The sequence below is a fragment of the Brevibacillus sp. GCM10020057 genome, assembly GCF_042683565.1.
Classification (GTDB): Bacteria; Bacillota; Bacilli; order Brevibacillales; family Brevibacillaceae; genus Brevibacillus.
In genome coordinates this window covers 20,164-47,058 of sequence record NZ_JBHUJW010000042.1, presented here as the reverse complement: position 1 = coordinate 47,058, position 26,895 = coordinate 20,164, and the positions used below count along the sequence as shown (strand labels likewise).

General features: G+C 52.5%; 29 protein-coding genes and 5 tRNA genes. 30 read left to right on the top strand and 4 right to left on the bottom strand.

Annotated features, from left to right (window positions below; genetic code table 11):
- Window positions 1-130: 130 nt before the first annotated feature.
- From ACFSO0_RS13580 to ACFSO0_RS13525, 12 genes are all read left to right on the top strand, one after another.
- A tRNA-Asp gene (locus ACFSO0_RS13580) sits at window positions 131-207 on the top strand.
- 83 nt (window positions 208-290) lie between these two features.
- Window positions 291-366, top strand: a tRNA-Phe gene (locus ACFSO0_RS13575).
- Between the two features lie 5 nt (window positions 367-371).
- Window positions 372-447 (top strand) — tRNA-Lys (locus tag ACFSO0_RS13570).
- A 41-nt stretch (window positions 448-488) separates the two neighbouring features.
- Window positions 489-564: transfer RNA gene (locus tag ACFSO0_RS13565), tRNA-Gly, on the top strand.
- Window positions 565-711: 147 nt separating this feature from the next.
- A complete protein-coding gene (locus ACFSO0_RS13560; protein ID WP_376881188.1) occupies window positions 712-2,355 on the top strand; it encodes a tetratricopeptide repeat protein in 1,644 nt (547 codons plus the stop codon).
- 113 nt (window positions 2,356-2,468) lie between these two features.
- Window positions 2,469-3,428 carry a thioredoxin-disulfide reductase gene (gene trxB / locus ACFSO0_RS13555; protein ID WP_376881186.1) on the top strand — a complete coding sequence of 320 codons (960 nt, stop codon included), beginning with the start codon at window positions 2,469-2,471 and terminating at the stop codon, window positions 3,426-3,428.
- A gap of 222 nt (window positions 3,429-3,650) precedes the next feature.
- On the top strand, window positions 3,651-4,532 hold the full coding sequence (gene rapZ, locus ACFSO0_RS13550) for an RNase adapter RapZ (protein ID WP_376881185.1): 882 nt from the start codon (window positions 3,651-3,653) through the stop codon (window positions 4,530-4,532).
- 90 nt (window positions 4,533-4,622) lie between these two features.
- Entirely contained in the window at window positions 4,623-5,633 is a 1,011-nt protein-coding gene (locus tag ACFSO0_RS13545) for a gluconeogenesis factor YvcK family protein (protein ID WP_376881183.1), read from the top strand.
- A gap of 6 nt (window positions 5,634-5,639) precedes the next feature.
- Complete coding sequence (whiA, locus tag ACFSO0_RS13540; RefSeq protein ID WP_376881181.1) at window positions 5,640-6,587, top strand: DNA-binding protein WhiA; 948 nt, start codon at window positions 5,640-5,642, stop codon at window positions 6,585-6,587.
- A 50-nt stretch (window positions 6,588-6,637) separates the two neighbouring features.
- Window positions 6,638-6,895: an HPr family phosphocarrier protein gene (locus tag ACFSO0_RS13535; RefSeq protein ID WP_376881180.1), complete on the top strand. Its 258-nt coding sequence runs from the start codon at window positions 6,638-6,640 to the stop codon at window positions 6,893-6,895.
- Window positions 6,896-7,028: 133 nt separating this feature from the next.
- A complete protein-coding gene (locus ACFSO0_RS13530; protein ID WP_376881178.1) occupies window positions 7,029-7,247 on the top strand; it encodes a hypothetical protein in 219 nt (72 codons plus the stop codon).
- Window positions 7,248-7,261: 14 nt separating this feature from the next.
- Window positions 7,262-7,450: an H-type small acid-soluble spore protein gene (locus ACFSO0_RS13525; protein WP_376881177.1), complete on the top strand. Its 189-nt coding sequence runs from the start codon at window positions 7,262-7,264 to the stop codon at window positions 7,448-7,450.
- Between the two features lie 55 nt (window positions 7,451-7,505).
- On the opposite strand, the gene clpP is transcribed toward ACFSO0_RS13525, so the two are convergent.
- Window positions 7,506-8,108 (bottom strand): ATP-dependent Clp endopeptidase proteolytic subunit ClpP, encoded by a 603-nt coding sequence (clpP, locus tag ACFSO0_RS13520; RefSeq protein WP_376881175.1) that lies wholly within the window; start codon window positions 8,106-8,108, stop codon window positions 7,506-7,508.
- Between the two features lie 131 nt (window positions 8,109-8,239).
- Window positions 8,240-8,455 (bottom strand): hypothetical protein, encoded by a 216-nt coding sequence (locus ACFSO0_RS13515; protein WP_376881172.1) that lies wholly within the window; start codon window positions 8,453-8,455, stop codon window positions 8,240-8,242.
- A 243-nt stretch (window positions 8,456-8,698) separates the two neighbouring features.
- Between ACFSO0_RS13515 and ACFSO0_RS13510 the strand changes: the two genes are divergently transcribed.
- Complete coding sequence (locus tag ACFSO0_RS13510) at window positions 8,699-9,160, top strand: copper amine oxidase N-terminal domain-containing protein (RefSeq protein ID WP_376881169.1); 462 nt, start codon at window positions 8,699-8,701, stop codon at window positions 9,158-9,160.
- A 365-nt stretch (window positions 9,161-9,525) separates the two neighbouring features.
- Entirely contained in the window at window positions 9,526-10,755 is a 1,230-nt protein-coding gene (locus ACFSO0_RS13505) for a branched-chain amino acid ABC transporter substrate-binding protein (RefSeq protein ID WP_376881167.1), read from the top strand.
- A 252-nt stretch (window positions 10,756-11,007) separates the two neighbouring features.
- Here the strand turns inward: ACFSO0_RS13505 and ACFSO0_RS13500 are convergent, their stop codons facing one another.
- Entirely contained in the window at window positions 11,008-11,145 is a 138-nt protein-coding gene (locus tag ACFSO0_RS13500) for a DUF4023 domain-containing protein (protein WP_376881165.1), read from the bottom strand.
- A gap of 221 nt (window positions 11,146-11,366) precedes the next feature.
- Between ACFSO0_RS13500 and ACFSO0_RS13495 the strand changes: the two genes are divergently transcribed.
- The 7 genes from ACFSO0_RS13495 to ACFSO0_RS13465 all read left to right on the top strand — a co-directional run bounded on the left by ACFSO0_RS13495 (window position 11,367) and on the right by ACFSO0_RS13465 (window position 16,222).
- Window positions 11,367-11,519, top strand: a complete 153-nt coding sequence (locus ACFSO0_RS13495) for a hypothetical protein (RefSeq protein WP_376881163.1) — start codon at window positions 11,367-11,369, stop codon at window positions 11,517-11,519.
- A gap of 209 nt (window positions 11,520-11,728) precedes the next feature.
- The gene (locus ACFSO0_RS13490) at window positions 11,729-12,067 is read left to right on the top strand and encodes a hypothetical protein (RefSeq protein WP_376881162.1); all 339 of its coding nucleotides are present in this window, start codon (window positions 11,729-11,731) and stop codon (window positions 12,065-12,067) included.
- Between the two features lie 44 nt (window positions 12,068-12,111).
- A complete protein-coding gene (locus tag ACFSO0_RS13485; RefSeq protein WP_376881161.1) occupies window positions 12,112-12,615 on the top strand; it encodes a hypothetical protein in 504 nt (167 codons plus the stop codon).
- A 167-nt stretch (window positions 12,616-12,782) separates the two neighbouring features.
- A complete protein-coding gene (locus ACFSO0_RS13480) occupies window positions 12,783-13,925 on the top strand; it encodes a hypothetical protein (RefSeq protein ID WP_376881159.1) in 1,143 nt (380 codons plus the stop codon).
- Window positions 13,922-14,161, top strand: coding sequence for a hypothetical protein (locus tag ACFSO0_RS13475; RefSeq protein WP_376881157.1), 240 nt, complete (start codon window positions 13,922-13,924; stop codon window positions 14,159-14,161). The genes ACFSO0_RS13480 and ACFSO0_RS13475 overlap by 4 nt, the downstream gene beginning before the upstream one ends.
- The gene (locus ACFSO0_RS13470) at window positions 14,157-15,527 is read left to right on the top strand and encodes an arsenic transporter (RefSeq protein ID WP_376881190.1); all 1,371 of its coding nucleotides are present in this window, start codon (window positions 14,157-14,159) and stop codon (window positions 15,525-15,527) included. The genes ACFSO0_RS13475 and ACFSO0_RS13470 overlap by 5 nt, the downstream gene beginning before the upstream one ends.
- Before the next feature lie 29 nt (window positions 15,528-15,556).
- Window positions 15,557-16,222, top strand: coding sequence for a DUF2642 domain-containing protein (locus ACFSO0_RS13465; RefSeq protein WP_376881154.1), 666 nt, complete (start codon window positions 15,557-15,559; stop codon window positions 16,220-16,222).
- Between the two features lie 91 nt (window positions 16,223-16,313).
- Here ACFSO0_RS13465 and ACFSO0_RS13460 read toward each other — a convergent pair.
- A tRNA-Arg gene (locus ACFSO0_RS13460) sits at window positions 16,314-16,388 on the bottom strand.
- A 196-nt stretch (window positions 16,389-16,584) separates the two neighbouring features.
- Here ACFSO0_RS13460 and rpoN point away from each other — a divergent pair.
- From rpoN to eno, 9 genes are all read left to right on the top strand, one after another.
- Complete coding sequence (rpoN, locus tag ACFSO0_RS13455) at window positions 16,585-17,958, top strand: RNA polymerase factor sigma-54 (RefSeq protein WP_376881151.1); 1,374 nt, start codon at window positions 16,585-16,587, stop codon at window positions 17,956-17,958.
- 3 nt (window positions 17,959-17,961) lie between these two features.
- On the top strand, window positions 17,962-18,234 hold the full coding sequence (locus ACFSO0_RS13450; protein ID WP_376881149.1) for a glutaredoxin family protein: 273 nt from the start codon (window positions 17,962-17,964) through the stop codon (window positions 18,232-18,234).
- Window positions 18,235-18,416: 182 nt separating this feature from the next.
- Window positions 18,417-19,436, top strand: a complete 1,020-nt coding sequence (locus ACFSO0_RS13445; protein ID WP_376881147.1) for a sugar-binding transcriptional regulator — start codon at window positions 18,417-18,419, stop codon at window positions 19,434-19,436.
- A gap of 21 nt (window positions 19,437-19,457) precedes the next feature.
- Entirely contained in the window at window positions 19,458-20,825 is a 1,368-nt protein-coding gene (locus tag ACFSO0_RS13440; RefSeq protein ID WP_376881145.1) for a Na+/H+ antiporter NhaC family protein, read from the top strand.
- A gap of 15 nt (window positions 20,826-20,840) precedes the next feature.
- Window positions 20,841-21,845: a type I glyceraldehyde-3-phosphate dehydrogenase gene (gene gap, locus ACFSO0_RS13435; protein WP_376881142.1), complete on the top strand. Its 1,005-nt coding sequence runs from the start codon at window positions 20,841-20,843 to the stop codon at window positions 21,843-21,845.
- 96 nt (window positions 21,846-21,941) lie between these two features.
- Window positions 21,942-23,126: a phosphoglycerate kinase gene (locus ACFSO0_RS13430; RefSeq protein ID WP_376881140.1), complete on the top strand. Its 1,185-nt coding sequence runs from the start codon at window positions 21,942-21,944 to the stop codon at window positions 23,124-23,126.
- Between the two features lie 12 nt (window positions 23,127-23,138).
- Window positions 23,139-23,897, top strand: a complete 759-nt coding sequence (gene tpiA / locus ACFSO0_RS13425; RefSeq protein WP_376881137.1) for a triose-phosphate isomerase — start codon at window positions 23,139-23,141, stop codon at window positions 23,895-23,897.
- Between the two features lie 12 nt (window positions 23,898-23,909).
- Window positions 23,910-25,451 (top strand): 2,3-bisphosphoglycerate-independent phosphoglycerate mutase, encoded by a 1,542-nt coding sequence (gpmI, locus tag ACFSO0_RS13420; protein WP_376881135.1) that lies wholly within the window; start codon window positions 23,910-23,912, stop codon window positions 25,449-25,451.
- A gap of 98 nt (window positions 25,452-25,549) precedes the next feature.
- On the top strand, window positions 25,550-26,836 hold the full coding sequence (eno, locus tag ACFSO0_RS13415; RefSeq protein WP_376881132.1) for a phosphopyruvate hydratase: 1,287 nt from the start codon (window positions 25,550-25,552) through the stop codon (window positions 26,834-26,836).
- Window positions 26,837-26,895: the final 59 nt, after the last annotated feature.

Sequence of the window (26,895 nt, the reverse complement as noted above, 5' to 3'; positions counted from 1 at the left end):
TGAGGTTGATAGGTTCGGTGTGGAAGCGCGGCAACGCGTGGAGCTGACGAATACTAATCGGTCGAGGACTTATCCACACACCCTTGGCAAGCATGCAGATCCAGTTTTCAAGGAATGAATTTTTTCACATGGAGCTGTGGTGAAGTTGGAGTTCACGCCGGTCTGTCACACCGGAGGTCGCGGGTTCGAGTCCCGTCAGCTCCGCCATTTCTAAAATAGCGCAGGCCTCTCACCTGTAACAGGTTTACCCAAGGCGGGAATCAGAGAGGGAAAATAAGCACGCAAATCATGGCTCGGTAGCTCAGTCGGTAGAGCAGAGGACTGAAAATCCTCGTGTCGGCGGTTCGATTCCGTCCCGAGCCACCATGTGCGAGCCATTAGCTCAGTTGGTAGAGCATCTGACTTTTAATCAGAGGGTCGAAGGTTCGAGTCCTTCATGGCTCACCAGTTTTTACAAAACCAAAACAGCTGAAAACATGTTAAGATGTGCGGACGTAGCTCAATTGGTAGAGCGTCGCCTTGCCAAGGCGAAGGTCGCGGGTTCGAGACCCGTCGTCCGCTCCATTATTGTCCGTAAACACCACTTGCTATGTAGCCAGTGGTGTTTTCCTGCTTCTGCACACAGAACATTTACAAGACGAGTCAGCTTGTAGGGCGCGAGCGCATCTGGTACGATACTTGGAGTGCTGCTCCTACGATGTTGGAGGTTCTATGAAACATAACAAAAGTATTCTGAAGAAAACGACTGTCGTTGATTTCAAGCAAGATGCCGCTTTTTTTGTGGATCGTGGCACGCGCTTTTTGAATCGGTACGACTACGAAAAAGCGTTGCGCTCCTTCCGTCGGGCGATCGAGCTCGAACCTACCAATGCAGAGTGCTACTGCCATCTGGCAAGTGCGCTGGCAGAGACGGGTCAGTTTGAAGCATCGAATGATGTCCTCTATGAGGTAATAGAAAAATGGGATACATCCATGTACGAAGTGTATTATTACATGGCCAACAACTACGCCAACCTGGAAGACTACCAGATGGCAGAAGAAATGGCGATTCGCTATCTCCAGGAAGACAGCAAGGGGATATATCGGGCGGACGCCGAGGAACTGCTGGACTACATCTATTTTGAACTGGATATGCCTCCCCGCCATTTCCTCCCCGGTGAAAAGGAAGATGTCTATAGCAAGCACGAGCGCGCACGACGCAGCCTGGAGGAAGGACGCTTCCTGGAAGCGTTGGATATTCTGAAAGAGATCGTGGAGACCGATCCGTCTTTTCTGCCAGCCTGGAACAATCTGTCGCTCGCCTACTATTACGTAGGGGACTTCCAGAAAGCCATGAGCACGATCGAACAGACGCTGGAGAAGGAACAGGGCAACCTGCATGCGCTCTGCAATCTGGCGGTGCTGCTGTCGCATCACAACCGTACGTCTGAGCTGATTGTGCTGATGGACATGCTGAAAAAAGTCGTTCCGTTCCATCCGGAGAACACCTACAAGCTGGCGACGACGATGGGCGTGCTCGGCCAGCACGACGAGGCTTACGCCCACTACCAACGGATGCTGAAATCCGGCCGACCCCACGAGGCGTGCACCTACCATTACGCAGCCATCTCGGCGTACTTGAGCGGGCGTAAAGACCAGGCACTGCGCTGGTGGCAAAAAGCGAAGCAAATGGACCCGGAAGCCGGCGTAGCCGACCAGTACATCCAGATGGTAAAAAACGAACGAGAAGGGGAGACTATAAAACCGATCCCTTACCAATACAACCCGCCGCAAAAAGAGGTCTCCTGGGAAAAGGCATCGTTTAGTGGCGTGGAGGATTTCAAGAACGATCCGATGATCCGGGCCTCCTTGCTGTGGGCGCTGCAGCATGGCCGGGACGAAGTGAAGTTTGCCGTGCTGCAGACGCTGTCGCTGATCGGCGATGACGAAGCGGAGACAGCGGTCCGCCAGTTTTACCATTCGACCGACAACCAGCAGCTGCAAAAGCTGGCCTTGCTCGCGCTGGCAGACATGGGGGCCGCCATGCCGGATAATGCGCAGAAGTCTGCAGCCAGTTCCATCGCTCACCAGCAGGGGGCGGAAAGTGTAGAAGAAGCCATTCGCCTCTTCATGATCCAGGACGGGCGCGCAGCAGCCGGAAATTGGTGCCTGCAGTTCTGGCAGGAGCACCAGGAGTTTGCCAAAAGCCAAGTACAGGTGCGGAAAACATTCGCATGGGTTGCCGCATTAGAATATGTATACGGAACCGTTACCGGCGAGAAGCAATCACAGGCTTCTCTGGCGCAAAAGTACGGGGTGTCAGTCTCTACCGTCGCCAAATGCGTAAAAGTGCTGCTGATGCTTGATTTTAAATAGATTATTACATTATAATTAATCTAAACAAGAGGGCTTGGCTGGTTGCTCCCAACGCATTCGCGGAGCGGCCGTTTTACGAGGACAATCCTGCTGGAGTGAAGGAGGCTTTCCATATGAGTGAGCAAAAAATTTACGATGTCATTATCGCCGGTGCCGGTCCCGCTGGTATGACGGCTGCCGTATACACTTCCCGTGCGAACATGAGTACCTTGATGCTGGAGAGAGGGATTCCTGGCGGCCAAATGGCGAATACCGAAGAAATCGAGAACTACCCGGGGTTCACGTCCATTCTCGGTCCAGACCTGTCCACCAAAATGTTTGAGCATGCGCAGCAGTTCGGCGCGGAATACGAGTACGGCGAAATCAAGGAAGTTCGCGACGAGGCACCGTACAAACGTGTGATCACAGGCGACAAGGAATACCTGGCCAAATCCGTCATCATCGCGACAGGGGCAGAACACCGCCTCCTGGGCGTACCCGGCGAGAAAGAGCTGTCCGGCCGCGGCGTATCGTATTGCGCAGTGTGTGACGGCGCCTTCTTCCGCAACAAAGAGCTCGTGGTCGTAGGCGGAGGCGACTCTGCAGTAGAAGAAGCGGTATTCCTGACACGCTTTGCGTCCAAAGTGACGATCATTCACCGCCGCGATCAGTTCCGCGCCCAAAAAATCTTGCAAAAACGCGCGTTTGAAAATGAAAAGATCGAAGTCATCTGGGATACAACCGTCAAAGAAATCCGCGGCGAAGGCAAAGTCCAATCGGTCCTGCTGGAAAACATCAAAACAGGCGAGCAGCGCGAATTTGCGACCGACGGCGTGTTTATATACGTTGGCATGGACCCGTTGACCGAGAGCGTGCGCTCGCTGGGAATTACGAATGAAGCAGGCTACGTGCTGACCGATGAAAAAATGCACACCAAAGTCAAAGGCGTATTCGCCGCTGGTGACGTCCGCGAAAAAATGCTGCGTCAAGTGGTGACCGCTACCGGTGACGGTTCCATCGCTGCCCAATCTGCTCAACATTACGTGGAAGAGCTGAACGAAGCATTAAAGGAACAAAATGTCACAATCTCTTAACCTGGTTGTAACATAAGTGAAATATTTGGGATGTAAGATAAAGACAATGAATTGACCCCCTTATCCATATAGACAGTTGTTGCGTGACTGGCATTCAGTCACGCATCTTTTTTTGTTCAGGGCTTGTACCTCGGCTCGGGAAAACAGGGGTTGCATGTAAAAGGGTGCGAATATGCCGGGCAATATGGTATGCTATTGTCAGAATCGTAGGAGGCGAGTTGTGTGACAGAATTGGGAAACGATAAGGCCATTAATCTGCTGATCATTACGGGGATGTCAGGTGCCGGAAAGACGGTGGCTGTACAAAGCTTGGAGGATTTGGGCTACTTTTGTGTAGACAACCTGCCGCCTGTACTGATTCCGAAGTTTGCCGAGCTGATCAAACAGTCCGGTGGCAGTATTGAGCGGGTTGCACTGGTGATCGATTTGCGCGGGCGCGAGTTTTTTGAGAGCCTGTCTGCGACGATCGAGACGTTGAACCAGATGAACGGGCTTTCGTACCATATTCTTTATCTCGATGCGAATGATACGACGCTGGTGTCCCGTTACAAGGAAACGCGCCGTCGTCATCCTTTGTCGCCAAACGGTTCACCCCTGGAAGGGATACACGCTGAACGCCGCCTGCTGCAGGAGATAAAAGGGTGGGCGCATCAGATTATCGATACGAGTCAGATGAAACCGGCCCAGCTGCGGGAAAAAATCATCAGCCAATACGGACAGCAAGGGTCGCCCCTTACGATTAACGTCCTTTCTTTCGGCTTCAAATACGGGACTCCGATCGACGCCGACTTGATGTTTGACGTCCGCTTCCTGCCCAATCCGCATTACGTGGATGAGCTGCGTCCGAAAACCGGTTGTGACCCGGAGGTGGCGGAGTACGTCATGAAGCACAAGGAGACCCAGGAGTTTGTGGAAAAGCTGACGGACTTTTTGGCATACACGCTGCCGCATTACCAGCGGGAGGGCAAAAGCCAGCTCGTGATCGGAGTGGGTTGTACGGGCGGAAAACACCGCTCCGTCGCCATTGCCGAGCATTTGGGCGCGACGTTCGGCAAAGATTTTACGGTGCGCGTCAGCCACCGAGACATGGAAAAGAACAAGTGAGCATAGGATGGCAGGAAAAGAATAAGGGGATGGATTCCCTGCAAAGGCCAGGCAGCGTGTTTTTGGGTAATAGGGATAATGAGGTGACATATGCCGACTAAGGGAATGGGGAGGCTGCAAGCAAGGCAGTTGCGTATTGTCGTAATCGGCGGAGGAACGGGTCTGTCCGTTTTGTTACGAGGATTGAAACACGAGCCTGTGCATATTACCGCAATTGTGACCGTAGCTGATGACGGGGGAAGCTCTGGTCGGCTGCGTGAAGAAATGGATATGCTTCCTCCGGGAGATATTCGTAACGTACTGACTGCGCTGGCGGATACGGAGCCATTGATGGAAAAGGTGATGCAGTACCGCTTTTCGCAAGGAACTGGATTAGCCGGGCATAATCTGGGAAATCTACTACTTGCAGCGATGAATGAAATAACAGGTGATTTCGTCACGGCCGTCAAGACGTTGAGCGGCGTACTGGCCGTTCGCGGCGATGTGCTGCCGGCGTCTACCCAGTCCATTCGGCTGGTAGCGGAGATGAAGGACGGCTCCCTCGTCATGGGAGAGTCGCAAATTCCGCTGACCGGCAAGGAAATCAAGCGCGTCTTTCTCGATCCGGAAGACGCTGTTCCGCTGGATGACGCCTTGGCCGCGATCGCAGAGGCGGATGCCATCTTGATCGGACCGGGAAGCTTGTACACCAGCATTCTGCCGAATCTGCTGGTGCGCGGACTGTTCGACGCCATCAAACGCTCGACAGCTCCGAAAATTTACATCTGCAATGTCATGACACAGCCGGGAGAAACGGACGGATTCACCGCTTCCAGGCATGTGAATGTGATGTATGAGCACGTCCATGAACCATTTTTGGATACGATCATTGTCAATTCAGCAGAGCTGCCCCACCATGTATTAGAGAAGTACGCGGAAAAGGGAGCAGCTCCTGTCCCATGTGATCTGAAAAAGCTGCGACAACTGGGGCTGCAGATCGTCGCGAAGCCCTTGGTCACATTCGAGGACGGTTACCTGCGGCACGATGCACGCGCGGTCAGCAAACAGGTAGTTGCACTCGTCAAGCGCAGGCGAAAGGTGCTGAAGTTAGAGAAGGAGTGAGGACCGATGTCATTCGCCGCGCAGACCAAAAAAGAATTAACGATGCAGGAGGGGGCTGACTGCTGCAGCAGGGCGGAGCTGTCTGCCTTGCTGCGCATGAACGGCAGCCTCCAGTTCGGCGCCGGACGGTTGGTGCTCGATGTCACTACGGAGAATGCGGCGATTGCCAGACGGATTTACACCTTGATCAAAAGGTTGTTCCAGATTCACGCCGAGTTGCTCGTCCGGAAAAAGATGCGCCTGAAGAAAAACAACGTCTACATCGTGAGAATCCCCAACAAGGCGAATGAAATTCTGCAGGAGCTCGGGATCATGGACCAGAGCCTCTCGTTCGTGGCGGGAATCGCGCCAGACCTCGTGAAAAAGTCATGCTGCCGCGCAGCGTATTTGCGCGGCGCCTTTTTGGCCGGGGGCTCTGTCAATCACCCCGAAGCGTCCAGCTACCATCTGGAGATTTTTACGTCCTACCAGGATTTTTGCGAAGCATTGACCAAGATCGCCAATCGGTATAAACTAAATGCCAAGTGCATCGAGCGGAAAAAAGGGTATGTGTTCTACATTAAAGAAGGCGAAAAGATCACAGAGTTCCTCAGTCTGATCGGGGCTCACCAGGCCTTGCTCTATTTTGAGGACGTACGCATCGTCAAAGATATGCGCAACTCGGTGAACCGTCTGCACAACTGCGAGATCGCCAACATCAACAAGACGGTGAATGCAGCCACGCAGCAACTGGAAAATATTCAGCTCATCGATCAGGAAATCGGCCTGGAAAACTTGCCCAGACGTTTGCGGGAAGTGGCTGAACTAAGGGTGGCTCACCCCGATATGAACCTGAAGGAATTGGGAGAGATGCTGCCGAGCGGAGTTGTCAGCAAATCGGGAGTCAATCACCGCCTGCGAAAAATTAATGAAATCGCTGACAAAATACGAGAAAAACAAAATATTTCGATGTAGATGCATGATATACTTAAGGATAATAGTCATTGGCGCAAGGAGGTTCAGTCATGGTTCAACAGCAGGTTGTGGTTCAATTGAAGACTGGTTTGCAGGCTCGTCCGGCAGCCTTTTTCGTACAAGAAGCCAACCGTTTTGTTTCAGAAGTGTTCGTGGAAAAGGATACCAAAAAAGTCAATGCGAAAAGCATCATGGGCATCATGAGCCTCGCGATCAGCTCTGGAACGGAAATAACCATTTTGGCAGAAGGGCCGGATGCCTCCCAGGCAGTAACCAGCCTTGCCAATCTGGTGAGCAAGGAAGAATAGGAGCAAGACCAAAGACACTTTCCCGGTGGAAGGTGTCTTTTTTTGGCACTGTCCGCTTTCCGAAAGCCATCATGTTTCTCCTTCGATGGGAAATGCTAATCGATGTAAAACCCGAGAGGAGGAAAATGCACACATGAGCAATCGCGAGACGAACTGCGACAGTTGCCACGAAGGCCGCGATGTGTACGACATGGATATCGACCGCATGGTAAACGAAGGCCTGGGTGGAGGGCAAGTGTCAGATCAAAACGGGCTGATTGAGGAAACGACCGTCCACACGATGATGGGCGCGAGCAACGCTGCACAGGCCAATGCGGGTGCAGATGAAGCAAACGTGGATGATGAAAGGTAAGGAGGAGGGGCAGCATGGATTTGGCACGCGCAAAGGAAATTGTGAGCTCTGATGAAAAATTCATCGTCCACTATAAAGGGGACAATGTGTGGATCGACGAGCTGGACGAGTCGACGCAGACAGCTCGTATCCATACGGAACGAAATCCTGCCAGCAGCTTGCGGGTGCAAGTAGGGCAGCTGGAGGAAAAGCGAGAGCTGTAGAAGACGACAAAACACCCGGCCGCAGTGGTCGGGTGTTTGCTTCGTCAGGCATCGTTTACTTTTTGGAGGACGGCTCGGATGTAATCACTTTGTCGATCAATCCGTACTCGACAGCTTGTGCCGCTGTGAGGAAGTTGTCGCGATCCGTGTCTTTCTCGATGCGCTCCAAAGGCTGGCCGGTGCGCTCGGAGAGAATCCGGTTCAGGTGGTCGCGCATTTTCAGGATGCGCTTGGCGGCGATTTCGATGTCGCTCGCCTGGCCTTGTGCGCCGCCCAATGGCTGGTGAATCATCACTTCGCTGTTCGGAAGCGCAAAGCGTTTGCCTTTTGCACCGGCTGCCAGCAAGAAGGCACCCATGGACGCTGCCATGCCAATGCAAATTGTGGAAACGTCAGGCTTGATGAAATTCATCGTATCGTAAATGGCCATACCGGCTGTAATGGACCCACCCGGGCTATTTATGTACAGATAAATGTCTTTGTCCGGATCTTCCGCCTGAAGGAACAACAACTGTGCCACCACAATATTCGCTACGGTATCGTTGATGGGAGTCCCCAGAAAGATGATGCGGTCCTTGAGCAGTCGCGAGTAAATATCGTAAGCACGTTCACCGCGGTTGGTCTGTTCAATGACAGTCGGGATCAAATTCATGTGCATCTAGTCTTCCTCCTCTCTTTGTAAGAATATCATACACAAAAGGTCAATGAAGGTCAAACACATAACTGCACGCCCTCACTTCCATGGTTACCAACAACCCTCCACTTAAAACTACTCGGCAAAGAAAACAATTATTCCGGATCTTCCGCTTCGGTCAGCTCGACTGCGAGCCGGAGCTTTGCCGACATCTTTTTCCCCCGAATAATTGTATATTCCTCGACCTGCCTGCCCTGCAACTGATTAATCGCTTCCGCAAGCGCCTGTTCGTCTGTGTAAGGCTGAATGGTCAGCAGACATTCTTCGTCACTCGCTTCCTGATAAATGAGAAAAAATCGTTCTTTTGCCATAAGTCCCTCGCTTGCAGGAATTATCCACAGAATTATCAACAGATTGTGCACAAAAACATTTGTTCGCGGGATATGTTACTTGCCTGAAAAAAGTTTTCTTCAGCTGCTTTCATTAGTTATAGTTTGGGCTTAAACGGCGTTTCTTCTGACTAGGAAAAGAGTGGAAGAAAGAGAAGGAATACAATCATGAGTGTCGAATTTGCAAATTTGGTAATTATTCACTAGCAAACAAGGGGTGTTTTTATGCTTCGCAAGTTTTCTGCTCTGTTGTTGACAGCGACTCTCCTGACGGGAAGCGCGGCGGCGACTGCCGCATTTGCCCAATCGGCGCCTGTTCAGCAGCAGAAAATCAAAGTGAATCTGAATGGCAAGGAGCTTCCATTTCCGCAAGACATCGTGACGGAAAATGGTGTGGCGTATGTGAATGCAAGCACGCTGGCAATCGCACTGGGAGGCACTGCTGCCTGGGATTCGATGAGCAAATCTCTGTTGGTCGCCAAAGACAACAAATACGCGCTGCGGATGTACCCAAACAGCACCTTTGCCTACAAAAATGGCAAGGAGACCCGCGTGCCCTACCCTCCGCGCGTGACGACTGGCGCTGTGCTGGTTCCGCTCGCGTACATCGCATCCGAGCTGGGAGCCAAAGTTACCTACGACGCCAAGCATCTGACCTACAACCTGCAGATCGAAGTCAAGTCTTAGACTGGCGCGGATTGTCCGTTGTAACCGCCTCTTTGCTTCCCGTATAATAGGGGCAAAGTTAGCGCAACGGAGAGGAGATCAAACATGCCAGGAAGCTCGGTTGCCACTGCAGGGATGATCATTGCCTTTGTGGCAGCAGCGATTTATGTTATTTGCAAAGCGTATTCGCGTAAATACAAAGAATAGATGTATTTTCCGGAAAAAAGCCGCAACCGCATTGGGAGCGGCTTTTTTCCCTGGTTTCTATATCGTGAATATTTATACGGAAAGTAAATATTATTATTTCTGTTGCAAATTTTCTAATTTATTTTAGAATGATAGGAGTAGGCCACAGTTTGCTCATAAATAAAAAGGGGATGCATGTTATGAAAAAACAGAAGACACTGTCAATTCTCGCGGCTACGTTTGCACTGGGGTCGCTTCTCGCAGGATGTGGGGGCGGACAGAACGCCGCTCCGCAGCAAGGCGGAACTTCGGAACAAAGCGGCGGCAACGGTGGAGCTGCTAACGGAAAATTGGAAAAGCTCGTCATTGGGGTAGTCGGCCCGATGTCTGGTCAATACTCGGACTACGGAAGCACGGCAAAAGCCGGTGCTGAATACGCTCTGAAAGAAAAACTGGAAGACTTCAAAAAGCTGGGCTTCGATGTAGAGCTCTCCGCACAGGATGACCAGGCTGACCCGAAACAAGGGGTAGCAGTAGCGCAAATGCTGATCTCCAACCCTGACGTAGTAGGGGTAGTGGGACATGCGACTACAGGTGCTTCGATCACGGCAGCTGCCCAATACGAGCAGGAAAACCTGGTGATGGTTTCTCCATCCGCGACAGGCTCCGACCTGACCGAGCAAGGCAAAAAGATCGTACACCGCATTTGCGCGCGTGACGACCAGCAAGGCTCCAAGGCGGCCATTTACGCGAAAAACCAGTTGGGCATCAAGACCGCTTTTCTGATGCATGACAAGCAAGCCTATGGACAAGGCTTGGCTGAAGAAGTGAAAAAGCAATTTGAAAAAGACGGCGTGAAAATTCTGGGCTTCGAGGGCGTAACCGCTGGCGAGAAAGACTACAGCGCCGTCATCAACCAGATCGTCGCGGCCAACCCGGAAATGGTATACTTCGGCGGATACTATTCGGACGCCGGCATCATTGTGAAACAAGCCCGCGAAAAAGGCTTCAAAGGCGTCTTTATGGGCGGAGACGGCTACGACTCTGCTGACCTGGTGAAAATCGCCGGTACGGAAAATGCCAACAACGTCGTATTCACTTCCACGGTAGGTGACGTGGGGGCTACGGAGGAAGGCAAAAAATGGATTTCTGATTTTGAAGCTGCTACCGGCAATAAAGTAGGGATCTTCACTTCCTTCGGCTATGATTCCATGGGCGTCATGCTGCATGGCCTGGAAGAAGCGATCAAGGCAAACGGCGGCAAAAAGCCTACTCGTGAACAAGTGCTGAATGCTGTACACAATACCAAAGATTACAAAGGGAAATTCGTAAACGTGACGTTCGACGACAAAGGCGACAACACATTCGCTTCCGTGTACGTGTACAAGTACGAGAACGGCCAAAAAGTATTCATCGGCGAAGTGAAGTAAGCGGCAGTAAGGAGCGGCCATTTGGGACATACTATGTTTGGCATAACATCCTGAACAAAAGGAAGGGATCTGCATGTCAAACAATCGCGATACCCAATATGGCAACAACAAAGGCCAGAGCAGCAAGTCGCAAAAAAGCCAGAGTCAAAAGTCCGAGCGAGACCGCAATTTGAACAGGCAGGACCCGCAATAACGGTATTCACATGAGAAGCCCACCCGCTGGAGCATGACTCCCGGGTGGGCTTCAGCTTGTTACGAGATGCCCTGCTTGCTCGGCAATCGCTTTTCGGGATGATTATATCCCTGATGCTGCCTGTTTTTGCGATCCTTCGCCTGGGCCTCGTGAATCTTGGCGACGAATTCGCTTGTGCTCATTCGGGTGAAATCCATGTGACACCTCCTATAGCCTGTAGCATCTTGCCCTATTAGGATGACCCATTTTGCTCTTTGGCAATCGGCAGCTTGATTGGGACGACCGTTGCCTTGTTTTTCTTGCCGCAGGAGCCGTGTCGTCGCTTGGGAATTTCCCGGGTTTGGCAAAATGATTTTCTCACAGAGCGGGCCAAATCAGTTATAATGAATGGAGATGTGGAGAGACAGGGGGTTTCAGGATGTCAACGGGTTTTATCATTGCGCTTGCCATTACATTCGTCATTATTATCGGGAGCACCATTTGGGTTACGAATAAGGCGTACTCCCGTAAACCTGATCCGATCGATCCGATGCCGCAACAAGAATGGATGCAAAAAGAACTGGATCAATAACGGAAACGTTAGCGAAGCCTGCAGCCGTACGAAATGACGGAGCTGCAGGCTTTTTTGTCGTGGCGACAAGTAGATTCGCGCCCTTCCTGTTCGCCGCCTTGCATGCCTTCTCGGGTAAAAATAGTCTTATTTCTTATGGCATTTGCTTATACTTTGTCTTATTCGAGGTCATACATTGGATTAGCAAGGCAAGTGGGAGGTGATGTTAGATGCCAGGGAAAGACAAGAAACACGAGGACCCCAAAAATAAAGAAAAACACTTGCAAGAAGAAGCGAAATCTGAGAAAAAGCCACAGGATGCAGAGGGTAAAGACGCTCAAGGGCATGACAAGAAAAAAGCTGAGGACAAGGAACCGCAACACCTGAAACCGGAAAAAGGCGAACATGATAAAAAGAAACAAGATTCCGACGGCAAAGACGATCGCGGCCATGACAAGAAAAAAGCCGAGGCCGCCGAGCCAAACCATGAGCCACCGAAAAAAGCTGAATCTAACGAAAAGAAGCAAAGCTCTGGTGGTAAAGAGAAGCACGGCCACAAGAAAAAGTGAATCTTGTAAGAAGCATATACCTTTAATAAAGGAAGGGAGAAAACATGGATAAAGCTATTCTGGATGCACTTTTAGGCAGATCTATTCGAGTGGATAGGGGCGGACCTGAATCAAGAACCGGCAAGCTCATCGCAACAAAGGACGATCACTTCGTCGTCTATAATGAAAACGATGGGATGCTCTACTACAGAATTGAACATGTGAAAAGCTTGACCCTGGACACCCGTAATTTGGCTGATGCCGAAGATCCGAACGAGGTACAAACATATATCCCCAAGCATATTGAGGCTGATAATTTTAACTCTGTCTTAAAAGAAATGCGGCTTCATTGGGTTCAAATTAACCGTGGCGGCCCTGAAAAAGTAGAAGGCGTGTTGATTGATGCCACAGATACTCATGTGACTGTAATTTCAGGTAATGAAGTAGTCAAAGTATTGACTTACCATATCCGCAACATTAGCTATGGCTTGAAAAAGAACAACGAACAGGAAAAGGACAAGAACAAAGATAACAACAAAGAGAACAACAAGAACGAAGATAACAAGTAGTTATCGAACAAAAATCGCCGTTTATACGGCTATTTTTGTTACTTCTGCAAGCAGCTTAAACCTTTGCGGATTTTTTGGTAGGAACGGCGCTTTTCCTATACTTCGTTTATCTCATTGCATATGTATGTGGTAGTACTGTCCATTCGTGATGATTGGAGGGAGACAGCATGAAAGTTACCGATCCCGATTCCTTTAAAGGGATGACGGGAAGAATGGTTCGCATACATTCTGCCGGATCATCACATCAAGGCAGATTATTGGCTGTGAAGGATGATTACCTCGCACTGCAATCTGACGATCAATGCCTGTATCTTCAGACGCACCAGGTGAAAAGTATAGCAATTGATACCACCCGCAACTTACCGATCCATACGTCCTGTTCCCCTCTCGATGCTTATATGGATGCGGAAAACTTCGCAGACCTCCTCGAAAAAATGAAGTACCGCTTCGTACTCATCAACCAGAACGGACCTGAAAGGATCAGAGGCATTTTGACCAGGTGTCTCGACAACCATGTTGATCTTGTTAACGGACATGAATTTATAAGGGTCCCCGTTTTTCATATCAAAGACATTTGCCATGATCGCAGCAAGAAGGAGCAAAAGACAGCAGCCGTTTCAAAGTCTGAAGAAAAAAGTCAGCCTTCGGAAAAGCATGTCAAGTTGGACGAATCGGAAGGCAAAACATCAGAATCAGTAACGGAGCCTGTGAATTCTGCCCATCTTCTGACGGGACCAGAGCTGGTGCCTCCCCCTGCAGCACAAATAACAGCATCTGATCACGTGACCTCACCGCCGCATACAACAACCCCCGAACAAACTGTAATACCTTCACCAATTGCCGTACCAGCTCCAACAACGGTACCGGATCAAGTAACTATCCCTGCAAAGTCAAATCCGACAGAACAGCCACTCAACACCTGGCAATCGGCATCCAACACAGAAGACCAGGATTCTCAACCAACGGATGCCGCATCAGCTGCTGCCAACTCTACTCCCCAAAAACTGCCGCCGGCTAAACAAGCAAGAAATAGGACTGCGACCTTTGTTCCCAAATTCAGGAAAACTTACCGGAAATCAAAGCGCATCCGTTTTATCAAAACGAAAAACAGACTGCAAATGAACAAACCAACTTTCACAACGAAAAGACAATGGGCCACGGTAAAACCGCGAAAGACTGCAGCGGCCAGAAAATTGATTACGAAGCGATGGTACTTTACTACCAAAAATCTTAATGGAAGGATATGGCTGGCCCCATTCATACGTTGTGGCTATTCGCACAGAACATTGGAAGGGAGGGCAAGTAAGTGATCATCAGCTTCATCATCGTCATGGCAAGCGGTATTTTGATGTATATGCTTTTAAAGCCCCCAACCTCACTGGATGCGCAAGAGGATTTCGCACAAGTTTCCAAGCCAAAACCAATCCAGACTTACACTCCTCAATCTGTAATCTATATGACAATCCCCAAGCAAAATGAAGCCGTTTTTCTTCGCCACCACATCATGATGAATACAGCGAAAAGTATGGCGAATACCAATGATTAGCGTACCGGCAGTCATCATGATCTCGATCTTCGTCGTTACAGTTCTTTGCATCCTGTGGAGACCATTTGGAATCAATGAGTCCATCCCGACGACTATAGCGGCTGGTACCATTTTGTTGATGGGGCTTGTGCCACTTGCTGACGTATTCACCATATTTGAAACAGTGACCGGAGCATCTATAACGATTCTTTCGACGATTGTGATGTCGATCGTACTGGAAAGTGTTGGATTCTTCCGGTGGGCAGCAATAAATTTGGCGATCAAATCCAAAGGCTCTGGGATTTTGCTGTTTTGGTACATTAATCTGCTTTGTTTTCTCATGACTCTTTTTTTCAACAACGATGGGAGCATACTCATTACAACACCGATCATTATACAAACGCTGTCATTCCTGCGACTGAAACCCCATCAGCAAATCCCTTTCCTGATCTCGGGAGCGCTAGTAGCGACTGCCGCTAGCGCTCCGATTGGTGTTAGCAACCTGGCTAACCTGATTGCTCTGAAGATCGTGGGCCTGGATTTGAACGCTTACGCCAGTATGATGTTCGTACCTTCCATGGCTGGAATCGTATGTATCGCAGCAGGGTTGTTCCTGTATTTCAGAAAAGATATCCCGGCCGATTTCGGCAATATATTGGAAAGAGGCGATGCAAAGTCCCTGGCATTCCAAATGTCAACGAAACGGATGCCGCATCCGTTGGGTACAAAAGCGATGGGACAAGCGGCTATAGACTGGAAAATGTTTCGCCTGTGCATCGGGGTGGTCGTGCTGACACGCATCAGCTTCTTTGCCCTGGCCCCCTTTGGAATTTCCACTGAATGGCCTGCCGTCATAGGTGCCGTTTTGTTAATTGTGATTCGCTGGCATCAGAAAAAAATCGGTCCCATGGATATCCTCAAAAAAAGTCCATGGCATATCTTGTTGTTCGCATTCAGCATGTACGTGATCATTTTTGGTCTGCACAATATCGGCATGACGTCCGTCATCGTAAACACACTCGGAGATACGGCAGCCCAAGATCCATTGTATGCCATATTCATCATGGGCCTTTTGCTCACCATCCTGTCCAATATATGCAATAACCTTCCTTCCGTCATGATCGGCACAATCTCCATAAAAGAGATGGGCCTTGGCCTGCAAACGATGCAAGTTGCCTATTTGGCAAATGTAATTGGAGCGGACATCGGTTCCTTAATCCTGCCTATGGGTACACTGGCTTCCCTGCTATGGCTCCATACACTGCGACAGTACAAGATTCCGATGAATTGGGGTAAATATTTGCGAGTGACGCTGTCTGTTATACCAGTCAGTCTAATTTTGAGTCTGCAAATGCTGTACTTGTGGACGAAATATGTAGTGTTTTAATCATGGATGAAAAGGGGGATTGACCAGTTGTGAGTTATTTGGATTCATTAGTGGGAAAAACGGTACAGCTAAAAATATCAGGTCCGATTGACCGCCTGGGAATTTTGATCGATTACGGACTCGACGTGCTTGTGATCCACGATGGTGTTGACTATGTCTATATCCCGGCCGGCCATGTTCAAAATATCCGGCTGGTTTCGCCGGAAGCTCAAATCTCGAATGCGATGTATGAGCAAACGAATTTGGATAATGATTTGTCTTACCGAAAAGTATTAATGGAATCAAAAGGGATGCTTGTGCAAATATTTGTGGCTGGCAACCAGTCAATCCATGGCTATGTCACAAGTGTACTGTCTGACTATTTCAGCTTCTATTCCCCGGTTCATAAAACCCAATACGTGCCTTTGTTTCATCTAAAATGGCTCATTCCTTATCCCGAAAACAAAACGCCTTATACCCTCGACAAAGCAACTCTTCCCTTGAATCCCTCCTCAGTAAAATTGGCTCGTACATTTGAAGAACAACTCAAGAAAATGGAGGGAAAAATCGTCGTCTTTGACCTGGGAAGCAATCCTGAAAAAATTGGCTTGTTACGAGGCATCGAAAATAACATTGTTGAGCTGATTACCGCCGATCAAAAGCCGATCTACTGGAATCTGCACCACTTAAAAATGGTGAATTTTCCAAATGTATAAAATCGAGCAATTCAAGCTATGGACGCTATACGCAAAAGCAAAGCAGCGATCCCTGGATGACAAGAGGGATCGCTGCTTTGCTTGTAAAGTATGGTACGCCTGAAGGGAATCGAACCCCCGCACATGGTTCCGGAGACCATTGCTCTATCCACTGAGCTACAGGCGTATGATATAGAATGGTGACACTTTCATATTATAAGCCATTCGGCGGGGAAAATGCAAACAAAAAAATGTTTGTGGTTCATTTTTTCCGCCCGTCATTCATTTATTGGCAGGAAAATTGCAAGGAAGAACGAATATAATGATAATAGGAAGAGAGAGAACAGCAGGAGTAAGTACGGGAGAGGAAAGGGGCGAGCTTCATGAACATGGGACTGGGGTTGTTTCAAGAGCAGACGCTGAAGCTGGTGATGACGCCGGAGTTGCGTCAGGCGATTACCATATTGCAGTATTCGGCCGTCGACCTGATCTCTTATTTGCAGGAGCAGGCAACCGAAAATCCGGTCATTGACCTCGAAGCGCCGAAGGAAATTGCCACAGCCAAAGTGGAAAAGCCGACGCCGGAAATTGACTGGAAAGAAATTGTAGGGAACCGGGCTACAGGTGAATATACTGCGTCCAAAAATGAAAGCACTTACAATCCGCTTGATTTTGTCCATAAAGGGTCGGATACGCTGTACGAACATCTGGAGCGTCAGCTCGGCTACGTCAAAGGCTTCACTCCTTTGCAAAAGAAAATCGCGCTGTTCCTCATCGGCAACCTGGACGAAAAAGGGTATCTGGAGGTCACGCTGGAGGAGGCGAGCGCCAGGCTGGGGGCGGAGCTTGCGGAAATCGAAGACGTGCTGACGATCTTGCAGCATTTTGATCCGGTCGGCGTCGCGGCGCGCAACCTGGAGGAATGTTTGCTACTGCAGCTGGAGCATCTGGCGCTGGACGATGAGAAGATCGTACAGGTCGTCCGCTACCACCTGCAGGACCTGGCGGACAACCGCTATCAGCGCATCGCCGAAAAGGTCGGTTGCACGCCGCAGAATGTGCAGGCCATGGCAGATCTGGTCCGTACGCTCAACCCGCGCCCGGGAGCGGCCTATTCCCGCGCCGAGACGCGTTACGTCGTCCCTGACGTGGCCGTGGAAAAGGTCGGCGACGAGTACGTCGTTCTGGTCAACGACGTCGCTACACCGCGTCTGAAAATCAACAGCTTTTACGAGAAAATGCTGAGCCAGCAGAAGAGTCAGGAGGAGGCAAGGCAATTCATCCACGAGAAGCTGAATGCGGCGATGTGGCTGGCGAAAAGCCTGGAGCAGCGCCGTCTGACGCTGATGCGGGTAACGCAGGCCATCGTGGAGCTGCAGCGAGACTTTTTCGAGCGCGGCATCCACTACCTCAAACCGATGACGCAAAAGGAGATCGCGGAACGGGTGAACCTGCACGAGTCCACGATCAGCCGGGCGACGAGCAACAAGTATGTCCAGACGCCAAGGGGCATCTTTGAACTGAAGTATTTCTTTACCTCTGCCTTGTCAACGGCAAACGGCGCGGCAACATCGTCGGAGAGCGTAAAGCGCCGGATCAAGGCGTTGATTGAGCAGGAGGACCGCAAAGCCCCTCTGTCTGACCAGAAGATTGGAGAAATGCTGCAGGCGGAAGGCATCGAAATTTCCCGCCGGACGGTTGCGAAGTACCGGGAAGAGATGATGATCCCGTCCTCGGCGAAGCGAAAGAGGTTTTAATGATTGGAGACGAAGCCAGTTTTGGAGATCGTCCTGTACGGGCGAAAGAAATGCCATCTGTGCGAAGAGGTGGAGCTCGTCATCCGCGCCTTGGCGGAGGAGTTCCTTCTTTGTTTGCAGCTCGTCGATATCGAGAGCGATCCGGTGCTGCACGAGGAAATGATGCTGGTCATCCCCGTAGTGGCGATCGACGGCGAGATCGTGTTTCGTTCGGTCACCCATGTCGTGACCTACGAGGAGCTGCGGCAGGAGCTGAGCAGACGCATCGGCAGGTAAACAGGCTACCCGCGTCAAAAGGGGCGTGGGGAGGCCTTGCAACTTTTTGACGGATATGTTACATTCGAGTTGTAACAAGTTTTTCTTTTTTTTGCACCAAGCGGGACAAAAAATGTATATAGAGGGACAGAAAACGTCCCGAAAAAAACAAAGCCATTCATATCAAATGAGGAAGAAGGTACATGCGCCGACTAATTGAGTTGCAACAAAAGCTGCTTCCTGACCTGATTCACGTGTTGCGCGAGCGCTACATGCTGCTGCGCTCGATCTATCATCTGCAGCCGATCGGCAGAAGGGGCCTGGCCCAGGCCATGGACACGACGGAGCGGATCTTGCGGGCAGAGGTGGAGCTGCTGAAGGAAAACGGGCTGCTTCACGTGACGGCGGCGGGCATGAGCCTGAGCGCCGAGGGCTTGCAGGTGCTCGATGAGATGGAGCCGCTATTTGGCGAACTGTTCGGTTTGAAGGAGCTGGCCGAACGCCTGCAGCAAAAGCTCGGAATCTCCGAAGTCATCGTCGTTTCGGGCAATGCGGACCAATCGCCTTGGGTGAAGGAAGAGCTGGGTCGCGTGGGAGCACGCGTGCTCAAGCAGGTGGTACAGGAGGGCGATATCGTCGCTGTCACAGGCGGCACCTCCATTGCCAGTGTTGCCAAACATCTGTCGCCATCCCCAGCTTTTCGCAACGTTCAGTTTGTCCCGGCCCGCGGCGGATTGGGAGAGCGGGTAGAACTGCAGGCCAACACGCTGGCCTCCGCCATGGCAGCCAGGACTGGCGGCACCTACCGCCTGTTGCACGTGCCGGACCGCCTGCATCCGGAAGCCTTGCAGACGTTGGTGAAAGAGCCGCAGGTGCAGGATGTCCTCACCCTGCTGCGCGATACCCGGATCGTCCTGCATGGGATCGGCGATGCACTGACGATGGCAAGAAGGCGAAATTACTCGCCGGAGGAGCTGCAGGAGCTGGAAGCAGCGGGAGCGGTTTCGGAAGCCTTCGGGTATTACTTTAATGAAGCGGGAGAAATCGTCCAGCGCATGCCGACCATCGGGCTGCAGCTGGAAGAAGTCCACAAGGCGGAGACGGTGCTCTCCATCGCAGGAGGCGAAAGCAAGGCAAAAGCAATTCTTTCCTTTGCCAAGCAGTCATGTCAGAATGTACTTATCACGGACGAAGGGGCTGCCAAGTCGCTGTTGTCCACATGACTGCACGAAGGAAGGAAGTTGATGGTAATGCCTATGGCGGCGATGCTCCCGATTCTCTCGCTGATCGCCGGTATCGCGCTCAGCTTGACGATCGGATTTCCGCTCGCGCTGGGGATTGTTTTCGCGATCCTGGTCACACTGCTTAGTGTACAAAGGATTGGCTATTCCTGGAGACAGCAGTTTGTATTCGGCTGGGAAGGTGTCAAGCAGACGAAGCCGGTGCTGATGATCCTGTTTTTGGTGGGACTGTTGATCCCGCTCTTGATGATGGGCGGAACGATTCCTGCCATCATCTACTACGGGTTGTCCATCGTGAACGTCCACTATTTGCTCGTGCTGGCGTTTCTCATGACCTCTGTCGTCAGCTACCTGCTCGGGACGTCTGTCGGCACCTTGAGCACGATCGGCCTGTCGCTGATGGGGATTGCCCATGCGGCCGGCATCCCGGGGGGAATGGTCGCAGGAGCGCTGATCTCTGGAGCGATGGTCGGCGAACGATTCTCGCCGATTTCCAGCAGCCGCTTGCTCGTCCTGTCCAATGTCGGGTTGACCGAAGCTCAGGACAGGAAAACGCGCCGCCCAGCCTGGCTGACGGTCGGGATTTGCGCGCTCTTGTACCTCGCCTTCGACCTCTTCCGGACGGAGGGCGGGTCGGGCCATACGATCCAGGCGTATCAGGAGCTTCTGGCGAGCCACTACGAGATCAGCTGGCTGCTCATGCTGCCGCTGCTCGTCCTCATCGCCTCCTTTTCCTTGCGGGTGAAGGCGGTCGTGGCCTTGCTCTACGGGATCGCGGCCAGTGCGATTCTCTTGCTTTTGACGACGTCGCTGGATGCGGGCACGTTCTTCACCTCGCTCTTCACCGGCTACGAGCTGCATTCCGGCACATCCCTGGATGAGCTGGTGCACGGCGGCGGAATGGTGTCGATTCTGAGTGTGCTGCTGCTGATCTCCCTGGCAGGTTTTTTGAACGGCATTTTAGACAAGGCCAAACTTGTGACTCCCATCGTGGATAAAATGATGGGCTCGACGAAAAACAGCATGATTCTGGTAGCCAAGGCTGCGGCCTTGTCCTTGCTGGTCGTCATCATCAGCTGTAATCAGACGATTCCGATTCTCGTCCTTGGCTCGACCTTGCTCCACCGCTTTACGCAGCGGGAGGGAGGACGCGAGCTGCTGGGCAAGACGATGCTGGACTCGACGCTGGTCATGCCTGTTCTCATTCCGTGGAACGGGCTGGCGATGGTGATCTCGATTACGCTGGGCGTGTCGACGGCGGAGACGCTGCCCTTTCTGTTCTTTTCCTTACTGTTGCCGATTGTTACGATTTTCTCCTCCCGTACCTTTTCGACGGAAGGAGGAATTCTTTCCAATAAAAAAGCGATATAAGCAGGAGGTATTCTTATGGTAAAGGTTGGAATTAACGGTTTTGGTCGCATTGGACGCAATGTGTTTCGCGCAGCGCTGAACAATCCGGATGTGGAAATCGTCGCTGTCAATGACCTAACAGATGCACAAACGCTGGCGCACCTGCTGAAATACGATTCCGTTCACGGCGTGCTCGATCTCGATGTGCAAGCAGGCGAAAATACGCTGATCGTCGGCGGCAAAGAAATCAAGGTGCTCGCGGAGCGCGACCCGGCTCAACTGAAATGGGCGGAATACGGCGTTGAGATCGTCGTGGAATCCACCGGCCGCTTCACCAAACGCGAAGATGCGGCGAAACACCTGGAAGGCGGAGCGAAAAAAGTCATCATTTCCGCACCGGCTACCAACGAAGACATCACTGTGGTCATGGGCGTGAACGAGGACAAATACGATCCTGCGGCACACACCGTTATTTCCAACGCTTCCTGCACCACGAACTGCCTGGCTCCGTTCGCGAAAGTACTGCACGACAAGTTCGGCATCGTGCGCGGTTTGATGACGACGGTTCACTCCTACACCAACGACCAGCAAATTCTCGACCTGCCGCACAAAGACTTGCGCCGTGCCCGTGCAGCTGCCGAGAACATCATTCCGACCTCCACAGGAGCAGCGAAAGCAGTAGCGCTCGTGCTGCCTGAGCTGAAAGGCAAACTGAACGGATTTGCCATGCGCGTGCCGACTCCGAACGTATCGGTAGTCGACCTGGTGGCAGAACTGAAAACCGATGTAACCGTGGAAGACGTGAACCAGGCGCTCAAAGAAGCAGCAGAGGGCCCGCTCAAAGGCATCCTTGGCTACTCCGAAGCTCCATTGGTCTCCTCCGACTACAACGGCAACCCGGCATCCTCCACCATCGATGCGCTCTCGACTATGGTCCTGGAAGGCAACATGGTGAAAGTAGTCTCCTGGTACGATAACGAGTGGGGCTACTCCAATCGTGTCGTAGACCTGTGCCATTATGTTGCGCAGCGCGGCCTGTAACACGTAAAATAGAACTGTTGTGGATAAAGGGAGAGAGATCTCCCTTTTCCCATATTTGTTTCCGAATAAAAAAGCCATTGTTTGGGAGGATCGTTCATGAACAAGAAATCTATCCGCGATGTTGAGCTGGCAGGCAAGCGCGTCTTCTGCCGCGTCGACTTCAACGTGCCCATGCAGGACGGGGTGATTACCGATGATACGCGCATCCGCGCTGCCGTGCCGACCATTCAGTACCTGGCAGAAGCAGGGGCAAAAGTAATCCTGGCGAGCCATTTTGGCCGTCCGAAGGGGCAAGTAGTGGAAGAGATGCGTCTGACCCCGGTCGCTGCTCATCTGTCCGCTCTTCTGGGCAAGGACGTGAAAAAGCTGAATGATTCTGTCGGAGCGGAAGTTGTGGCAGCCGTGGAGCAAATGCAGGCAGGAGACGTTATCCTGCTGGAAAACGTGCGCTTCCACGCGGGAGAAGAAAAGAACGATCCGGAGCTTGCAAAGAGCTTTGCCGCGCTGGCGGATCTGTTCGTGAACGATGCCTTTGGCGCAGCCCATCGCGCGCATGCCTCCACAGCGGGAATTGCCGAGTACATACCGGCTGTCGCAGGCCTTTTGATGGAAAAGGAAATCCGTTTCCTGGGCGGCGCTCTGTCCCGTCCGGAGCGTCCGTTTACTGCGATCGTCGGCGGCGCGAAGGTGAAGGATAAAATCGCCGTGATCGAAAACCTGCTGACCAAAGTCGATCATTTGATCATCGGCGGCGGGATGGCGAATACGTTCCTCAAAGCACAGGGCTACGGCATCGGTGCTTCCTTGTGCGAGGATGACAAGCTGGATCTCGCGCGTACCTTGATGGCGCAGGCAAAAGAGCGTGGCGTGCAGCTGCTCATGCCAGTCGATGTTGTGGTGGCAGACCGGTTTGCGGCCGACGCGGACAAACAGACCGTCTCTATTGACGCAATCCCGGACGGCTGGATGGCACTCGATATCGGTCCGAAAACCGTGGAACAATACCACCAGGTAATCGTCGCTTCCAAAACCGTCGTATGGAACGGGCCGATGGGCGTGTTTGAAATGGACGCCTTTGCGCAAGGGACGATCGGCGTGGCAAAGGCGATGGCAGAATGCTCTGGCACGACCATCATCGGCGGCGGCGACTCGGTGGCAGCGGTCGAGAAAGCAGGCGTAGCCGAACAAATGACGCACATTTCCACAGGCGGCGGCGCTTCCCTGGAATTCATGGAAGGAAAAGAACTGCCAGGCGTAGCGGTGCTCGCTGATCACGAATAGGGGGAGACTTTTTTGAGAACGCCAATTATCGCGGGGAACTGGAAGATGTTCAAAACGATCGCCGAGGCGACGGCGTTTGCGCAGGAGGTCAAGGCGGCCAGCACAGCTGCCGGGGTAGAAAAAGTGGTGTGCGCTCCGTTTACTGCTTTGCCGGCGCTGGGGCAGCTTCTCGCTGGCAGCGGCATCGCGTTGGGCGCACAAAACATGCACTACGAGGAGCAGGGCGCTTTCACCGGAGAGGTCAGCCCGGGCATGCTGAAGGAAATCGGCGTAAAGTACGTCATCCTCGGCCACTCCGAGCGTCGCCAGTATTTCAATGAAACCGACGAGACCGTCAACAAAAAGGTGCTGGCAGCTCTGAAGCACGGACTTCTGCCGATCGTGTGCGTAGGGGAAAGCCTGGAGCAGCGGGAAGCGGGCGAGACGGCAGACGTCGTTCGCACGCAGACAGAGGCAGCTCTCACAGGCGTAGATGCGGCACAGCTCGCGGATGTGGTCATCGCCTACGAACCGATCTGGGCGATTGGCACAGGCAAATCGTCTACAGCGGAGGATGCCAACGAGACGATCGCGATCATCCGCCAGGTCATCGCCGAGCGATTCGGCCAGGAGGCGGCAGCGAAAGTCCGCATCCAGTACGGCGGCAGCGTCAAGCCGGAGAACATCGCCAGCTATATGGCCCAGCCGGATATCGACGGCGCATTGGTCGGAGGAGCCAGTTTGATTGCAGACAGTTACTTGCAGCTCGTCAACGGAGCTGCACAGCAATAGGAGGAGAAACAGATGGCAAATCGGCCGAAACCGGTTGCGCTGCTGATCGTAGATGGCTTTGCCCTGCGCGATGAAACGTACGGCAACGCGGTGGCGCAAGCGAACAAACCGAACTTTGATCGTTACTGGAATCACTATCCTCACGCAACTCTCGAGGCGAGCGGGCTCGCGGTCGGACTGCCGGAGGGGCAGATGGGCAACTCCGAGGTGGGCCATCTCAACATCGGAGCAGGCCGCATCGTCTATCAGGACCTGACCCGAATCACGAAGGCGATCCGCGAAGGCGAGTTTTTTGAAAACGAGACCTTGCTGAATGCGTTCCGCCATGTAAAGGAAAACAACAAGCAGCTGCACCTGTTCGGGCTTTTGTCTGACGGCGGCGTGCACAGCCACATTGCCCACCTGTACGCGATTCTCGAGATGGCGAAAAGGCAAAACGTTGACCGCGTCTACATTCACGGCTTCCTGGACGGGCGCGACGTATCGCCGGACAGCGCAGTCGGCTACATCGAGCAGTTGCAAGCGAAAATCGCGGAAATCGGTGTAGGCAGGATCGCAACTCTGCAGGGTCGCTACTACGCGATGGACCGCGACAAGCGCTGGGAGCGGATCGAAAAGGCGTACCGCGCCATGGTGTATGCAGACGCGCCGTTTTACCGCGATCCGATCACAGCGGTGAAGGAATCGTACGAGAAGTCGATCATGGACGAGTTCGTCATGCCGACGGTGCTGGTCGACGAGAACGACAAGCCCGTTTCCACGATTGCAGACGGCGATGCCATCATCTTTTTCAACTTCCGGCCGGACCGTGCGATTCAAATCTCGCAGGCGTTCACCAACGAAGACTTCCGCGGGTTCGACCGGGGAGAGAAGCATCCGCGCAATCTGCACTTCGTCTGCCTGACGCATTTCTCCGAGTCGGTGGACGGCTATGTGGCCTACAAGCCTGCCAACCTGGACAATACGCTCGGCGAAGTGCTGTCCCAGCAAGGATTCAAACAGCTGCGCATCGCCGAGACGGAGAAGTATCCGCACGTTACGTTCTTCTTCAGCGGTGGACGCGAGCAGGAGTTTCCGGGCGAGACGCGCATTCTCATCCCGTCGCCGAAAGTCGCCACCTACGATTTGAAACCGGAGATGAGCGCGGTCGAGGTGACCGATGCGGTCGTAGCCGAGATCGAAGCGGACAACTTCGACGCGATCATCCTCAACTTCGCCAACTGCGACATGGTCGGCCACTCCGGCAAAATGGAGCCGACGATCAAAGCCGTTGAGACCGTGGACGCTTGCCTGGGCCGGGTGGTAGAAGCGATCACGAAAAAGGGCGGAGTGGCAGTCATTACAGCCGACCACGGCAACGCCGATTTGATGCTCGATCCGGAGGGCCGCCCGATCACGTCGCACAGCACGTATCCGGTGCCTGTCATCGTGACCAAGGAAGGCGTTACTTTGCGCGAAGACGGTATTTTGGCAGACCTTTCGCCGACGCTGCTCGACCTTTTGGGTGTGACGCAACCTGCAGAAATGTCTGGAAAATCATTACTTGCAAAATAACCCGCAGTGGCACAAACTGAAATGGTGCCTACTGTGGCTTTATCAATGAATCAATCATGGCGGCGAACCCGCTCAGGAAAAAAGGAGATGGATGAGAAATGGCGATGATTACAGACATCTACGCACGCGAAATTATGGACTCTCGTGGCAACCCTACCGTGGAAGTGGAAGTATATCTGGAAGACGGCTCCATGGGCCGCGCTGCCGTGCCATCGGGTGCATCTACCGGTGCCTATGAGGCAGTCGAGCTGCGTGACGGCGACAAGTCCCGCTACCTGGGCAAAGGCGTGCTGAAAGCAGTCGAAAACGTAAACGAAATCATCGCGCCGGAGCTGATCGGCATGGATGCGCTGGATCAAGTAGGCGTTGACATGGCGATGCTCCAGTTGGACGGCACGCCGAACAAAAGCAAGCTGGGCGCAAATGCGATCCTTGGCGTATCCATGGCGGTAGCCCGCGCGGCTGCAGATTCCCTGGGTCTGCCTCTGTACAACTACCTTGGCGGCTTCAACGCGAGAACACTGCCGGTTCCGATGATGAACATCCTCAACGGCGGCAAGCACGCAGACAACACCGTCGACATCCAGGAATTCATGGTTATGCCTGTCGGGGCAGAATCCTTCAAAGAAGCGCTGCGCACAGGGGCGGAAATCTTCCACTCCCTGAAAAAAGTGCTCTCCCAAAAAGGACTCAGCACCGCAGTGGGCGATGAGGGCGGTTTTGCGCCAAACCTCAAGTCCAACGAAGAAGCGATCACTACGATCCTGGATGCGATCAAGGCTGCCGGCTACGAGCCAGGCAAAGACGTATTCCTGGCGCTTGACGTAGCGGCGACAGAAATGTTCAAAGACGGCAAATACCACTTCGAGGGTGAAGGCGTCGTCAAAACGACCGAAGAAATGATCGCGTTCTATGAAGATCTGGTGAGCAAATACCCGATCATCTCCATCGAAGACGGCTTGTCCGAAGACGACTGGGATGGCTGGAAGGCGCTGACGGACAAACTGGGCAGCAAAGTGCAGCTCGTAGGCGACGACCTGTTCGTGACGAATACAGAGCGTCTGGCACGCGGAATCGAAGCGGCTACGGGCAACTCCATTCTCGTGAAAGTGAACCAGATCGGTACGCTGACCGAGACCTTTGAAGCGATCGAAATGGCGAAACGCGCAGGCTACACTGCCGTGATCTCCCACCGCTCCGGCGAGACCGAAGACTCCACCATCGCCGACATCGCAGTTGCGACCAATGCGGGTCAAATCAAGACCGGTGCGCCTTCCCGCACTGACCGTGTGGCGAAGTACAACCAATTGCTGCGCATCGAGGACGAGCTGGGCGATACGTCCCGTTTCGGCGGCCGCGCTGCTTTCTACAACCTGAAAAAATAAGCTGGGCCATACAAATGCGACAAGGGCTGCAGCCACGAGGTACTCTACCGTGGCTGCAG

What these genes read in the sequence shown, in the direction of transcription:
- ACFSO0_RS13560 (WP_376881188.1), top strand. Translation starts at nt 712, where the DNA reads ATGAAACATAACAAAAGTATTCTGAAGAAAACGACTGTCGTTGATTTC.
- ACFSO0_RS13445 (WP_376881147.1), top strand. Translation starts at nt 18,417, where the DNA reads ATGCGCCGACTAATTGAGTTGCAACAAAAGCTGCTTCCTGACCTGATT.
- clpP (WP_376881175.1), bottom strand. Translation starts at nt 8,108, where the DNA reads ATGCACATGAATTTGATCCCGACTGTCATTGAACAGACCAACCGCGGT.
- ACFSO0_RS13530 (WP_376881178.1), top strand. Translation starts at nt 7,029, where the DNA reads ATGAGCAATCGCGAGACGAACTGCGACAGTTGCCACGAAGGCCGCGAT.
- ACFSO0_RS13430 (WP_376881140.1), top strand. Translation starts at nt 21,942, where the DNA reads ATGAACAAGAAATCTATCCGCGATGTTGAGCTGGCAGGCAAGCGCGTC.
- ACFSO0_RS13525 (WP_376881177.1), top strand. Translation starts at nt 7,262, where the DNA reads ATGGATTTGGCACGCGCAAAGGAAATTGTGAGCTCTGATGAAAAATTC.
- ACFSO0_RS13500 (WP_376881165.1), bottom strand. Translation starts at nt 11,145, where the DNA reads ATGGATTTCACCCGAATGAGCACAAGCGAATTCGTCGCCAAGATTCAC.
- rpoN (WP_376881151.1), top strand. Translation starts at nt 16,585, where the DNA reads ATGAACATGGGACTGGGGTTGTTTCAAGAGCAGACGCTGAAGCTGGTG.
- ACFSO0_RS13485 (WP_376881161.1), top strand. Translation starts at nt 12,112, where the DNA reads ATGGATAAAGCTATTCTGGATGCACTTTTAGGCAGATCTATTCGAGTG.
- ACFSO0_RS13545 (WP_376881183.1), top strand. Translation starts at nt 4,623, where the DNA reads ATGCCGACTAAGGGAATGGGGAGGCTGCAAGCAAGGCAGTTGCGTATT.
- ACFSO0_RS13510 (WP_376881169.1), top strand. Translation starts at nt 8,699, where the DNA reads ATGCTTCGCAAGTTTTCTGCTCTGTTGTTGACAGCGACTCTCCTGACG.
- gpmI (WP_376881135.1), top strand. Translation starts at nt 23,910, where the DNA reads ATGGCAAATCGGCCGAAACCGGTTGCGCTGCTGATCGTAGATGGCTTT.
- ACFSO0_RS13505 (WP_376881167.1), top strand. Translation starts at nt 9,526, where the DNA reads ATGAAAAAACAGAAGACACTGTCAATTCTCGCGGCTACGTTTGCACTG.
- gap (WP_376881142.1), top strand. Translation starts at nt 20,841, where the DNA reads ATGGTAAAGGTTGGAATTAACGGTTTTGGTCGCATTGGACGCAATGTG.
- ACFSO0_RS13480 (WP_376881159.1), top strand. Translation starts at nt 12,783, where the DNA reads ATGAAAGTTACCGATCCCGATTCCTTTAAAGGGATGACGGGAAGAATG.
- ACFSO0_RS13535 (WP_376881180.1), top strand. Translation starts at nt 6,638, where the DNA reads ATGGTTCAACAGCAGGTTGTGGTTCAATTGAAGACTGGTTTGCAGGCT.
- trxB (WP_376881186.1), top strand. Translation starts at nt 2,469, where the DNA reads ATGAGTGAGCAAAAAATTTACGATGTCATTATCGCCGGTGCCGGTCCC.
- ACFSO0_RS13440 (WP_376881145.1), top strand. Translation starts at nt 19,458, where the DNA reads ATGGTAATGCCTATGGCGGCGATGCTCCCGATTCTCTCGCTGATCGCC.
- whiA (WP_376881181.1), top strand. Translation starts at nt 5,640, where the DNA reads ATGTCATTCGCCGCGCAGACCAAAAAAGAATTAACGATGCAGGAGGGG.
- ACFSO0_RS13490 (WP_376881162.1), top strand. Translation starts at nt 11,729, where the DNA reads ATGCCAGGGAAAGACAAGAAACACGAGGACCCCAAAAATAAAGAAAAA.
- eno (WP_376881132.1), top strand. Translation starts at nt 25,550, where the DNA reads ATGGCGATGATTACAGACATCTACGCACGCGAAATTATGGACTCTCGT.
- ACFSO0_RS13515 (WP_376881172.1), bottom strand. Translation starts at nt 8,455, where the DNA reads ATGGCAAAAGAACGATTTTTTCTCATTTATCAGGAAGCGAGTGACGAA.
- ACFSO0_RS13495 (WP_376881163.1), top strand. Translation starts at nt 11,367, where the DNA reads ATGTCAACGGGTTTTATCATTGCGCTTGCCATTACATTCGTCATTATT.